Genomic DNA, 12,838 nt, shown 5'->3' with positions numbered 1-12,838 from the left:
AACTCGTCACTGAACTTCCTAGGCATGATCCAATCCTCCTCTAGAAACGATCGGAACTAAACCCAGGACACTTCACTTCGACTGATTCTTTGATTGGGTCTTGGCCTGAATCTTGGCTTGGTTCTTGGCCTGGTTCTTGGCCAGGTTGCGGGCGGCCTGCTCGCTGAGTCGTCGAGAAGCGGCTTGCTCGGCGCGACGAATCTGCTGGAACGTCACGCGCCCAGCGGCGCGGAAGGCGCGGTACGGGTTGAACAGCTGCGGGCGGCGCAGGCGGCGGGCGAACCACTCGCCGAGGACCACGCCACCGGCCAGCGCCAGACACGTGCCGATGGCCAAGAAGAGGTTGTTCAAACCGAGCACAGTCTGCTCGTTGAGCAGTGCGTACATGCTGCGGTAGACACCTGAACCCGGCAGGAACGGGGTCACGCCGGCGACTGCGGTGATCAGGGGGGCGATCAGGAAGCGGCGGGCGAGCAAACCACCGGCTAAGCCGACCATGACCGCACAAATCGCGGTGGCGAACAACCGGCCGGAGCCGAAGGGAATGAGCACGGCGTAGTACGCGAAGCCACCGATGAAAGCGGTCACAGCGGTGACCACGATGGCGCGTCGTTCGGCGTAAACAGCAAGCGCGAAACCGGCGGCGGCGGCTGTGCCACCGAAGATGCGCACGGCGGCGGAACTGTACGTCGGAGTTGGCGGTTGCGTCTCGATCGGCGGCAAACCGGCACCGAATAGGTCCGCGACTTGAATGCCTATGGCTACGCCCGCGACGATCGCGCCGGTGTTGAGAAGCGCTGCGAAGAAACGCCCCGACGCTGTCACTGGTGATCCCGTGACACCGTCTTGAAGTGATTGCACCAGTGTCAAACCGGCGAGCAAGACCACGATGCCTGTTGCGATGACCTGGCTGGGCACAATGGTTGTGCCAGCCCGGGCGGCCAGGGTGTAGAACAAGGCGGCGGGCACCGTGGCTACGAAACCGCCGAGGACGCAATGATAGAAGTACGGCAGCTCTTTCTTCCCCAGCCACGCGTTGATCGAGGTGATCAGGGCGGCGGTGAACGCACCCAGCACCGACATGAACCAGTCGCCGCCGAGCAAGATCGAGATGGCCGCGCCCATAATCGACCATCCGGCGATGGAGACCCACAGCGGGTAGGGCGGTTTGGCGTTGTACAGGTCGTCGAGAATCTTCTCCGCCATCTCCGGCGGCGTCGCACCGGCGCGGATCGAGCGGATCAGACGGTCGACTTCCTGGAGTTTGGAGTAGTTCTCCGACATGTCGGACACGACGCGGAACACGCCCACCGGCTGCTTGCGGGCGGTGCCGATCAGCGAGTTGACGGTAATGGTGTTCAGCGTGATGTCCACGTGGCAGTAGTGCAGGCCGTACGACGATGTGACGGCGTGGATCTGCGCTTTCGCGTCCGAACTGGTTGTGCCGTTGGCGATGAGAATCTCGCCGACGCGCGCGCCGATGGTCATCACCGCGGCGACCTGTGCCGGGTCGGTCAGGTCGACGGGCGCGAGCACCGACGGCGGGGGCGACGTGCGGGCTTGGTCAATGGTCGCCACTGGGCCGGAGGAGCGCAACGCCTCCCGCAAGTTCTTCAACACCGTTGTCACACCGACACACTAACTGCCGCGGCAGGTTTCTGTGTGAAAGAACCCGTCTTTTGTCCCCCGGGGTCAGCCCCTTGTATGATTTCGGGTCAGCGCCTGCCGTTTTTGTGCGGGTGCGGTTGCTGGAGTGGCGCAATCGGTAGCGCAACGGTCTTGTAAACCGTAGGTTGCGAGTTCAAGTCTCGTCTCCAGCTCGCTTCTTGCTTATCGACGCCTACGCCGCCGTCGCCCCCACCGTCTCCGCGCCAGCGCGGGGCGGGCCGAACAGTGAACGCATCGCGCCGTACGGGTGTCGGTTATTGGGGCGTTCGTAACCCCTGGGGGAGACCCATACTGGGGTGCCGCCGCGCATTTCGATGCGGCCGCGGGTGGCGCGCTGCGGGTCATCGTCGTTGACGCGGTTGTGGTAGCGGCACAGCGGTGCGAGGTTATCGAGGTTGGTTTCCCCGCCGTCTTTCCACGGCGTGATGTGGTGGATTTCGCAGTGGTCGGCGGCGTGCCGGCAGTCGGGGCTGGTGCAGACGGGCTGCGTCGCGGCGGCAAGGTCGCGCTGTTTCTGGTTGGCGAAGCGCTCGTCGCGGTAGAGGTTCACTGCGCCTTCCGTGGGGTGAAATAGGGCGGCCTCGAGACCGCACTCAGGTTTCGCGTGGTAGCGGGCAAGGTACTCGGTGCCGGTGATGGTGGTGCCGTTGGTCAGTCCGAGGGTGACGTCGTCGCCGTGGCCGCTGAGGATCTTCGTCCATTCGGGCAGCGGGATGAGCAACAGTGGTCTGGGCACGGCGTACGGGACTCCGCCGCCGTTGCGTATCAGGTCGAGGAAGCGTTCGAGCAGTTGCCCGGCGACGGGCCGTGTGGCGTCGAGGGCCTTGTTCATCAACGCTGCTTCGAGGTCGGCGATGTCGTGCTCGTCTGCGGTGATGATCATGGTGCGCCGCCCGTGGCGCGAGCCGGAGATGGTGATCCGCTTCTGCGGCGGCGTGTCGGCCCCGGGGAGGAGCTTCTTTACCAGCGCGTTGAGTGCCCGGTAGTCGCCCGCGGATTCGAGCAGCCGCACGCGCAGCTTGTTGCGCGCTTTGGGGCTTTTGATCTTCGCGATCTGGCGCTCAATGAGCGCAAGCTTATCGACGCTCAACCCCCGCCTCCTCGCCACTTCCCCCGCCGTTCTCTGCTTAGCGGGGGAGGTGGTGGGACCGTAGTACGCCTCGTGGACGCGTTTCCAGTTGCGGATGGTTGCTTCGGAGAATCCTGCGCTGAGAAGCTTCTGGCGGTCGAAGTCTTTCAAGTGGTCAAGAGCGTTGGTGGTCAGTGCTGAGATGAGGTTGTCGAGTCCCATGGAGCACACGCTAGACCCCTCAAAACTCCAGGTAAAGGGGCTAAAAAAGCGCGAAGAATCTTCACCTCCGAGGGAACCGGCACTCCCGCGGGCGCTGCTGAAGCGACAATGCGCTGCTCGGCGAGCGTGCGTGACGCGGGCACTAAGAGCGAAAGGGGACGGGCGGGGGCAGAGCTGCGAAAACAAAATTGTGGATAACTTTTTCTATCCACAGGCCCCAGGGTCACTTTTGGCCGCGAGGGAACCGGTTTCGCTGGTGACATGCCCCGGATTGAACACGGACTGAATGCGGATTAGGTGTACAGTGGACGTACAGCAAACGTTCAGCAAGACGTTGTTTACTTGCTCTGGAAACGCGCGTGCTTGTCGCGCGAACGGAAAGAGAGGAACCACCCATGGCTGATACGCCTACCCCGCAGAACGTCAAGGTGCTCGTTGTCGACGACGAGCCGAACATCGTCGAGTTGCTCACCGTTTCCCTGAAGTTCCAGGGTTTTGAGGTCGAGTCGGCCGAGTCTGGCCAGCAGGCTCTCGAGATGGCGCGGGAGCTCAAGCCGGACGCTTACATCCTCGACGTGATGATGCCGGGCATGGATGGTTTCGAGCTGTTGGGCAAGCTGCGTGCCGAGGGCCTCGATGCGCCTGTGCTGTTCCTCACCGCGAAGGACGCTGTCGAGGACCGCATCCACGGCCTGACCATCGGTGCGGATGACTATGTGACCAAGCCGTTCTCGCTGGAAGAAGTCATCACTCGCCTGCGCGTGATTTTGCGCCGCGGCAACGTGACCGAGACCGAGACCGGGGACTCCACGATCCGTTACGCCGACTTGACGCTGAACGACGACACCCACGAAGTCACCAAGGCCGGCGAGATCGTGGAGCTGTCCCCCACGGAGTTCAACCTGCTGCGCTACCTCATGCTCAACGCGGAAGTGGTGCTGTCGAAGGCGAAGATCCTGGACAACGTGTGGCACTACGACTTCGGCGGCGACGGCAACGTGGTGGAGTCCTACATTTCCTACCTGCGCCGCAAGGTTGATCAGGGCGAGCCGCAGCTGATCAACACGGTCCGTGGTGTGGGTTACGTGCTTCGCACGCCGCGCCAGCAGAGCTAGCCGGCCGGGGTTAGCGGAAGGTCTCACAGGGTTAGTCGTTGGAGCGAAGCACCACTTTCACCCGGATCGCGACGGGCCGGGTCTCTCACCTGCGCCTGCGTACCCGCCTGCTGATCATTCTCATGGTGATCTCGGGTCTGGGTCTCGCTGGCATGTCAGTCGCAGTGTGGGGGTTGACCCGCAACCAGATCTACGAGCGTGTCGACACTGACCTGTACCGCGGCCTCGACAGCTGGGGCCTAAGCCGCGGAATGGGCCCGGATGTGACCACCGCATCCAATCTGCCGACGGAGTTCATGCTGATCTATTTCAGCCCCGCCGGAGGGTACAGGATGATGAACACTTCCGACCGCATCCCTGACCTGCCCAATGTCGAGCGCGACCGGATGCCGCACACCGTGCGCGCTCTTCCTGTCGACCCGTCGGACCCGCAGGAACCCAACCCGCCCATGTTCCGCATCATCGCGATCGAGGCGCCTGACGGGACGATCACCGCGGTAGCCAAACGCCTTGATGGGGAGAGGAGGATGTTGGAGGGGTTGGCGGTGATTTTGGCGTCGATAAGCGTCATTGTGCTGGCGATGATGGGTGCCGCAGGAACGATTTACGTGCGCCGCGCGCTGCTGCCGCTCAAAGAGCTGGAGAATACCGCGATCGCGATTGGCGACGGCGACATCAACCGCCGCGCACCTGCCTGGCCGCGCGACACTGAATACGGCCGGCTGAGCTTCGCAATGAACACCATGGTCAGCCAACTGCAGGAGACCCTCGACGAGTCGCGGCAGAAAGAGGAACAGATGCGCCGCTTCGTTGGCGACGCCTCCCACGAGCTGCGCACCCCACTGACCAGCGTGCGCGGTTACACCGAGCTGTACCGCGCCGGGGCGACCGATGACGCCGACATGGTCCTGTCCAAGATCGACGAAGAGTCCGGCCGCATGAAGCTGCTCGTCGAGGATTTGCTCGCGCTCACACGCGCGGAGGGGGCGCGGCTGAACATGCGCGACGTGGACATGCTCGAACTCGTCTGCTCCGTCGCGGACTCTGCGCGCGCGGCGTTCAGCGGCCGCAACCTGGCCGTGACGCACGAATCCAGCGACATTCCGCTCGTCTCAGGCGACCCAGACCGCTTGCACCAAGTGGTGCTCAACTTGATCAGCAACGCGTTCAAGCACGCGGGCGACGATGCCAACGTCACCGTGACGGTGCGCGACTACCTCGACCGTGTGTACGTCGACGTCGCTGACGATGGCATCGGCATGAGCAAAGAGGACGCCGCGCACATCTTCGAGCGCTTCTACCGCGCCGACACTTCCCGCAACCGCTCCAAGAGCGGCGGCGGGTCAGGGCTGGGGCTGGCGATCACCAAATCGATCGTTGAGCAGCACGGCGGCGCGATCAGTGTGGCTTCGGAGCAGGGCGTGGGCACGAAGTTCACGATCAGCCTGCCAAAGGCGGGCGCGCACACCGACGCCTAGACGGGTTTAGACGCGGCGGCCGTCCTCGCCTGTGCCCAGCTGCTCGCGGAGTTTCGCAGCGGCGTTGTCCATCTTCGCGTCGTCGGTCTCGTCGGCGCGCATGATGTTCTGCAGGCTGTAGCCGGACATGTCGTTGGCGGGGAAGACGTGAATGTGGGCGTGCGGGACCTCGAAACCGGCGATGAGGTAGCCGGCGCGTTCGGACCCGAACGCGTTGATCACGGCTTGGCCGATTTCCTGGGCGATATCGTTGGCGTGCGTCCACGTGTCGCTGTCGAGGTCGGTCCACTTGTCCACTTCTTGCACCGGGACGATCAGCGTGTGGCCGTACGCGACCGGCTCGATGGTGAGGAAGGCGGCGACGTGGTCGTCGCGGTAAACAAAGCGGCCGGGCAGTTCTCCGTCGATGATCTTGGTAAATACTGTGCTCATACCCGCCCAGGGTAGCGATAGAATTGGGCGCATGCGCATCCTTGTTATCGGCTCGGGCGGCCGCGAACACGCCCTTGTACATGCCCTGTCCGGCCACGAGGTTCATGTGGCGCCCGGCAACCCCGGCATGCAGGCGGAGAGACATGAGGTGCTTGTCGACGATCGCAGTGCCGTCGTCACGCTTGCCCGCGACATCGATGCTGACCTGGTGGTCATTGGCCCTGAGCAACCGCTCGTTGCCGGTGTCGCGGACGCGCTGCGGGAGGCTGGCATTCCTGTGTTCGGACCGTCGCAGGAGGCAGCGCGGCTGGAGGGGTCGAAGGTCTTCGCCAAGGAGGTCATGGCGACTGCGGGCGTGCGTACGGCGCGGTCGAAGCGCGTGACCGATCCGGACCAGGTGAAGGTCGAGCTGAAGAACTTCGGCCCCAACTTCGTGGTGAAGGATGACGGGCTCGCCGGCGGCAAGGGCGTCGTGGTCACTGATGATGTCCGCGAGGCTGTCGCGCACGCTAAGGCCGTTATCGCCGACGGTAACCCAGTGCTGCTGGAGACGTTCCTGTCTGGGCCGGAGGTGTCGCTGTTTTGCCTTGTCGACGGCGAGACTGTCGTCCCCTTGCTGCCCGCTCAGGACAACAAGCGTGCCTACGACAACGACGAAGGCCCCAACACTGGCGGCATGGGCGCGTACGCTCCGCTGCCGTGGCTACCGGAGGACGGTGTGCAGCGCATCGTCACTGAGGTCGTCGAGCCGGTCGCGCGCGAGATGGTGCGCCGCGGCACCCCGTACTCGGGACTGCTGTACGCCGGGTTGGCGTGGGGTGCCGATGGCCCGTCGGTGGTGGAGTTCAACGCGCGCTTCGGTGACCCGGAGACCCAGGCCGTGCTCGCCCTGCTGGACACCCCGCTCGCGGATGTCCTGTACGCCACCGCCACCGGCGCCCTCGCCGACCTTCCGCCGCTGAAGTGGAAGGACGGCTACGCCGCGACCGTCGTGCTGGCCGCGGAGGGCTACCCGGAGTCGCCGCGCAAGGGCGACCCGATCACCACATCCGACCCCACGCTTCTCGACGATCCTTCCCGCGTCCTCCACGCCGGCGTCGCCGCACCCGCTACCTCTACCGACGATGCTGCGGCGCGATACGTCTCTGCGGGCGGTCGCGTGCTCAACGTCGTCGGCACCGGCGCCACTCTTGCCGACGCTACCGCAGACGCCTACCGCACCATCGAGCAGATCGAGCTGCCCGGCTCCTTCTACCGGAAGGACATTGCCCGCAAGGCGGTCGACGGCGAGATCTCGGTCTAGCTCTCCGCTTCGCCTGCTTTTGGCCGGTGGGGCGGCGGACCGGGTCTAAACTGGCAGGCGTGACTACCCCGAATAGCAAGCCGAAGAACGCTAACGTCCTGTCCAACCGATACGCTTCGCCGGAGATGGCGCAGCTGTGGAGCGCCGAGCACAAGATCGTCCTCGAGCGTCAGCTGTGGATCGCGGTCATGCGTGCCCAGCGCGACCTGGGTATCGATGTGCCGGAGGATGCCATCGCGGCGTACGAGGCTGTGGTGGACCGTGTCGATCTGGACTCCATTGCGGAGCGGGAGCGCGTGACGCGCCATGACGTCAAGGCACGCATCGAGGAGTTCAACGCTCTCGCTGGCCACGAGCACATCCACAAGGGCATGACCAGCCGTGACTTGACGGAAAACGTTGAGCAGCTGCAGATCTACCGCTCGTTGGAGCTGGTGCGCGGCCGTGCGATCGCGGTGCTCAACGCGATCGGCAACCGGGCGGCGGAGTACCGCTCGCTTGTCATGGCGGGCCGGTCTCACAACGTCGCGGCGCAGGCAACGACGTTGGGCAAGCGTTTCGCTTCAGCTGCCGACGAGATCCTCGTCGCCCTAGACCGTATCGAGGACCTGTTGGGCCGATACCCGCTGCGCGGCATCAAGGGGCCGATGGGCACGGCGCAGGACATGCTCGATCTCGTCGGCGGGGATGAAGCGAAGCTCAACCAGCTCGAGGGCGCCGTCGCTGAGCATCTCGGTTTTGAGCGCGTCTTTGATTCTGTGGGCCAGATCTATCCGCGTTCGCTGGATTTCGACGCGGTATCTGCGCTGGTGCAGCTCGGCGCCGGCCCGTCCAGCCTGGCTACGACGATCCGTCTCATGGCCGGCAACGAGACGGTCACTGAGGGGTTTAAGGAGGGGCAGGTCGGTTCGTCGGCCATGCCACACAAGATGAACGCCCGTTCCTGCGAGCGCGTCGGAGGGTTCCAGGTAATTCTGCGTGGCTACCTCACCATGGTCGGTGATTTGGCGGGCCAGCAGTGGAACGAGGGCGATGTGTTCTGCTCGGTCGTGCGCCGCGTTGCGCTTCCGGACGCTTTCTTCGCCATCGACGGCATGATGGAGACTTTCCTGACCGTCCTCGCGGAGTTCGGCGCTTTCCCGGCGATGATCACTCGCGAGCTTGACCGCTACTTGCCGTTCTTGGCCACGACGAGGATTCTCATGGCGTCAGTACGCGCTGGCATCGGCCGCGAAACAGCGCACGAAGTGATCAAGGAGCACGCTGTCGCGATGGCGCTGGACATGCGTGAAAATGGTGCGGAGCAGAACCTCATTGAGAGGCTTGCTGGCGACGACCGTCTCCCCCTGACCCACCACGACCTCGAAGCAGCCCTGGCTGACCGCCACGCCTTCATCGGCGCAGCCGAGTCGCAAGTGGACAACGTGCTCGACCGCATCCAGGTCTGGGCACAGAAATACCCCGAGGCGGCGGGTTACGCCCCGGGGGACATTCTGTAGCAGCTGCGGGTGCTGCAATGACCGGTGCTGCGTCGGCGCAGCACCGGCGGGATTTACTCGAAGTAGACCTTGCCGTTGGGGAAGGTGGAGTCGGACTTGCCGAAGTTCATCTCAACGCCGGTGGCTTCGAGACCGGCGCCGCTGGACTCGGTGAAGGTGATGGTGGCACGCTTGTACTCCTTGCCTTCCTGCATGTCCTTGGTACTGGAGGGCATGCGGTCGGACTCGTGAATACCGCAGAGGGTCTCGTTGTCGCCGGAGATGTAGTTGGCTTGGCGGCCCTGCGGGCCGGTCGGGCTGAATCTCGGCGGGGTGAAGATCTCGGAGTCCTTGGCGGCGTCGCTCTCGCCGGCGCCGAGGTACTTGATGGTGGCGATGAAGCACTTGAAGCCGGTGTAGTCCTGACCGGTCAGGCCGCCGCCGGCGTTGGTCTGGACCTCGTCGACGGTCATCTCCTTAGCGGGGTCGACGGTGACCTCGAAGAACAGCGGGGTCTCGGACTCGTAGCCGGGCAGGACGATGTCGACGGGCTCGCCCAGCTTGGCCTTGTCGCCGTCGTTGGCGGGGCTGAAGCCGGCGGGTGCGCCGGGGTATTCGGAGTTGGAGGATCCGGAGGTCCCCTCCGTGCTGGGCTCTTCGCTCTCAGCGGAGGCGGGGCCTTCTTCGGCACCTTCGTCGGTGGTGTTGTCTTCACCTTCGGTGGACTCCTCGTTGCCCGATGGGCCGAACGGAAGCTCCATCATGGAGCAGCCGCTCAGCGTCAGTGCGGAGGCAGTGAGGACGGACAGCAGTGCAGGGCGAACGGTTTTGTGTGTGATCTGGGTCATGGCGGTAATTATAAACAGTTTTAGTTGCGTCGCTGACTAACTGAATTTTTCCCACTCATTTTAAATAGTGGAGGCTAAGTTTTTCCCGGGCGTGCACACGACGCACGCCCTTCCATGAAGGCCGGTGGTGGGACGTGGGAAAGTGAACCGGCGTAGAGTCGCCAGCATGCGTCCTGAGCTTTCTGACTACAAGCATTTGTCTGCCGGCAAGGTCCGCGAGATCTACGAGATCGACACGGACACCTTGCTGATGGTGGCCACTGACCGGATCTCAGCTTTCGATTATTCTCTCGACCCGGAGATTCCCGACAAGGGCAAAATCCTTACACTGACCAGTGCGTTCTTCTTTGACCTGCTCGCGGAGTTCCCGAATCACCTCGCCGGCCCGTTGGATGACGGGAGGATTCCGGAGGATGTGCTGGGGGGTGCTTTCGTCGTGAAGCGATTGGACATGGTGCCGTTCGAATGCGTGGCGCGCGGGTACCTGACTGGCTCGGGCAAGAAGGAATATGACGCGACGGGCTCGGTGTGTGGCGTTGAGTTGCCCGACGGCTTGGTGGAGGCGTCGAAATTGCCGGAGCCGATTTTCACGCCGGCGACGAAGGCGGAGCAGGGCGACCACGATGTCAACGTCAGCTACGACTACATGGCGCGGGAGCTCGGCGAGGACTTGGCGTCGCGGCTGCGCGAGACAACGCTGGCGATTTACACGAAGGCGGCGCAGTACGCGGAGTCGCGCGGGATCATTCTCGCGGACACGAAGTTTGAGTTCGGGCTCGATGACAACGGCACGCTCGTGCTTGCCGACGAAGTTCTCACCCCGGACTCCTCCCGCTACTGGCCCGCGGATTCCTATAAGGAAGGGGAGGCGCAGCCGAGCTTCGACAAGCAGTACGTGCGCAATTGGCTGAGCCAGAAGTCCGGCTGGGATGCGGATAGCGGCACACCGCCGCCGGAGCTGCCGGGCTCGGTGGTGGAGGCCACCCGCGAGCGCTACATCGAGGCCTACGAGCGTCTGAGCGGAAAGAAGTTCATCTAGATGCAGCAACCCAAAGCAGCGAAACACCCCGTCACCCGCAGTTTCCACGGTCGCGATTTCGTCGACGACTACGAATGGATGCGCGACAAGGACAATCCGGAGACCATCGCGTACCTGGAGGCGGAAAACGCGTACACGCAGGAGCAAACGGCGCACCTGACCGAGCTCACCGACGCGATTTACGGCGAGATCAAGTCGCGCGTCAAAGAGACCGACATGTCCGTGCCGCAGCGCCAGGGCGACTGGTGGTACTATGGCCGCACGGAGGAAGGCAAGGATTACGGCATCAGCTGCCGCGTGCGTGTCGACGATTCCACCGATCCCTGGACCGCCCCCACCCTTCCCGCTGACGGCTCCGGTCTGCCGGGCGAGCAGACCATCCTCGATGGCAACGCTCTCGCCGAGGGCCACGACTTTTTCTCCATGGGCGCCTCTAGTGTGACTACGTCGGGCCGCTACTTGGCGTACTCGGTGGACACGGCTGGTGACGAGCGCTTCGACCTGCGCATCAAAGACCTCGAGACGGGCGAACTGCTCGTCGACGTCATTCCCGGCGTCTTCTACGGCGCGACGTGGGCGGGGGAGGACTACCTCTTCTACACGCGTGTCGACGACGCGTGGCGCCCCCACCAAATCTGGCGCCACCGCCGCGGCACAGACGCCGCCGATGACGTGCTGGTCTACCAAGAGGATGACGAGAAGTTCGGTGTCGCCATCACCGCCGACCGTTCCGAGCGCTACCTGTTCCTCATTGCTTCTTCAACACTGACGTCGGAGAACCGAGTGCTGCCGATGTCGGAGCCCGAGGGCGAGTTCCAGCTGCTGTGGCCCCGCGAGTCCGGTGTGGAGTACTTCGTCGACTTGGCCGTCCTCGGTGATACAGGTGATGCAGACAGTGAGCGGGAGCATTGGGTGATCACGCATAACGCGCACGGTCCGAACTTCGCCGTCGGCACGTGCCCCGTCCCCGAGCAGGTGGATGCGGGGCTGCCGCCGATCCGCGAGCTCGACGAGCTCATCGCGCATGACGACGAGCGCCGCATCGAAGGCACCGACGTCTACCGCGACTTCATGTTCCTCGCGTATCGACGCGGCGGCATCGGCCGCCTCGCCGTCGCCGACCTCACTGGTGGTTTCGGCGAGTTCAAGGAGTTGGAGTTCTCTGAAGAGCTCTACACCGCTGGCTTGGGCGGCCACCCGGAATGGGACACCCCGGTTGTGCGCGTGACCTATGGTTCCTACACGCAGCCGTTGCAGGTGTTGGATTACCGCGTCGCTACTGGCGAGTTCACATTGCTCAAGGAGCAGGAGATCGAAGGCGGCTACGACCCGTCCGATTACATCGCCGAGCGCATGTGGGCCACGGCTAGCGACGGGACGAAGGTTCCGATGTCGGTGGTGAGGAGGCGGGATGTCGAAGTGGGCGTCGATAAGCACAAGCCGTGCCTGCTGTATGGATACGGCTCGTACGAAGCGTCGATGGACCCGGGCTTCTCCGTCGCTCGGTTGAGTCTGCTCGACCGCGGCATGGTGTGGGTGTGCGCCCACGTGCGCGGCGGCGGCGAAATGGGCCGGCTGTGGTACGACCACGGTAAAGGCCTGGAGAAAATGAACACCTTCACCGACTTCATCGCCTGCGCTGACGCCCTCGTGGACGCGGACGTGACCAGCTACGATCAACTCGTCGCGGAAGGCGGCTCCGCCGGCGGCATGCTCATGGGCGCGGTGGCGAACCTTGCCCCGGAGAAGTTCGCCGGCATCCAGGCGATCGTGCCGTTCGTCGACCCTCTCACCTCTATCCTCATGCCGGAACTGCCGCTGACCGTGGGGGAATGGGAAGAATGGGGCGACCCGTACCACGACCCGGAGGTCTACGACTACATGGCGCAGTATGCGCCATACGAGAACATCGAGGCCAAGGACTACCCGGACATCCTCGCGGTGACCAGTCTCAACGACACGCGCGTGCTGTATGTGGAGCCGGCGAAATGGATCGCCAAGCTGCGCGACACCGCCACGGGAGGGCAGTTCCTGCTGAAGACCGAAATGGCGGCCGGGCACGGCGGCGTATCGGGCCGGTACGCGAAGTGGAAGCAGACCGCATTCGAATACGCGTGGACCCTAGCGACAGCCGGCGCAGTCGCGGTCGGGCCGGGCACGTCCGCAGGCGCTGTGGAATAATTAGT

Annotated in this window: 10 protein-coding genes and 1 tRNA gene; 7 read left to right on the top strand and 4 right to left on the bottom strand. The window is 63.9% G+C overall.

What is annotated here, in order from left to right:
* Positions 1–72: 72 nt before the first annotated feature.
* Complete coding sequence (locus KBX19_RS10650) at positions 73–1,629, bottom strand: threonine/serine exporter ThrE family protein (RefSeq protein WP_370687023.1); 1,557 nt, start codon at positions 1,627–1,629, stop codon at positions 73–75.
* A gap of 118 nt (positions 1,630–1,747) precedes the next feature.
* Here KBX19_RS10650 and KBX19_RS10645 point away from each other — a divergent pair.
* Positions 1,748–1,820, top strand: a tRNA-Thr gene (locus tag KBX19_RS10645).
* A 20-nt stretch (positions 1,821–1,840) separates the two neighbouring features.
* Here the strand turns inward: KBX19_RS10645 and KBX19_RS10640 are convergent.
* Complete coding sequence (locus KBX19_RS10640) at positions 1,841–2,959, bottom strand: HNH endonuclease signature motif containing protein (RefSeq protein WP_255998923.1); 1,119 nt, start codon at positions 2,957–2,959, stop codon at positions 1,841–1,843.
* 395 nt (positions 2,960–3,354) lie between these two features.
* Between KBX19_RS10640 and KBX19_RS10635 the strand changes: the two genes are divergently transcribed.
* The gene (locus KBX19_RS10635) at positions 3,355–4,074 is read left to right on the top strand and encodes a response regulator transcription factor (RefSeq protein WP_255995486.1); all 720 of its coding nucleotides are present in this window, start codon (positions 3,355–3,357) and stop codon (positions 4,072–4,074) included.
* A 38-nt stretch (positions 4,075–4,112) separates the two neighbouring features.
* Positions 4,113–5,552 carry a cell wall metabolism sensor histidine kinase WalK gene (locus KBX19_RS10630; protein ID WP_255998921.1) on the top strand — a complete coding sequence of 480 codons (1,440 nt, stop codon included), beginning with the start codon at positions 4,113–4,115 and terminating at the stop codon, positions 5,550–5,552.
* A 6-nt stretch (positions 5,553–5,558) separates the two neighbouring features.
* Here KBX19_RS10630 and KBX19_RS10625 read toward each other — a convergent pair whose 3' ends face one another.
* Entirely contained in the window at positions 5,559–5,984 is a 426-nt protein-coding gene (locus KBX19_RS10625; protein ID WP_255998919.1) for an HIT family protein, read from the bottom strand.
* A 31-nt stretch (positions 5,985–6,015) separates the two neighbouring features.
* On the opposite strand from KBX19_RS10625, the gene purD reads away from it, so the two are divergent.
* Positions 6,016–7,287 carry a phosphoribosylamine--glycine ligase gene (gene purD, locus KBX19_RS10620; RefSeq protein ID WP_255998917.1) on the top strand — a complete coding sequence of 424 codons (1,272 nt, stop codon included), beginning with the start codon at positions 6,016–6,018 and terminating at the stop codon, positions 7,285–7,287.
* Positions 7,288–7,346: 59 nt separating this feature from the next.
* Positions 7,347–8,786, top strand: coding sequence for an adenylosuccinate lyase (gene purB / locus KBX19_RS10615; RefSeq protein WP_255998914.1), 1,440 nt, complete (start codon positions 7,347–7,349; stop codon positions 8,784–8,786).
* A gap of 53 nt (positions 8,787–8,839) precedes the next feature.
* Here the strand turns inward: purB and KBX19_RS10610 are convergent, their stop codons facing one another.
* Positions 8,840–9,613 (bottom strand): hypothetical protein, encoded by a 774-nt coding sequence (locus KBX19_RS10610; RefSeq protein WP_005288632.1) that lies wholly within the window; start codon positions 9,611–9,613, stop codon positions 8,840–8,842.
* Positions 9,614–9,779: 166 nt separating this feature from the next.
* Here KBX19_RS10610 and KBX19_RS10605 point away from each other — a divergent pair, with 166 nt between their 5' ends.
* Together KBX19_RS10605 and KBX19_RS10600 are read left to right on the top strand one after the other, a co-directional pair.
* Entirely contained in the window at positions 9,780–10,652 is an 873-nt protein-coding gene (locus KBX19_RS10605; RefSeq protein WP_255995489.1) for a phosphoribosylaminoimidazolesuccinocarboxamide synthase, read from the top strand.
* The gene (locus KBX19_RS10600; protein WP_255998912.1) at positions 10,653–12,833 is read left to right on the top strand and encodes a S9 family peptidase; all 2,181 of its coding nucleotides are present in this window, start codon (positions 10,653–10,655) and stop codon (positions 12,831–12,833) included.
* Positions 12,834–12,838 lie beyond the last annotated feature (5 nt).

Source organism: Corynebacterium sp. CCUG 71335 (genome assembly GCF_024454075.1).
Taxonomy (GTDB): domain Bacteria; phylum Actinomycetota; class Actinomycetes; order Mycobacteriales; family Mycobacteriaceae; genus Corynebacterium; species Corynebacterium genitalium.
This window is presented reverse-complemented; position numbering and strand designations above follow the sequence as displayed.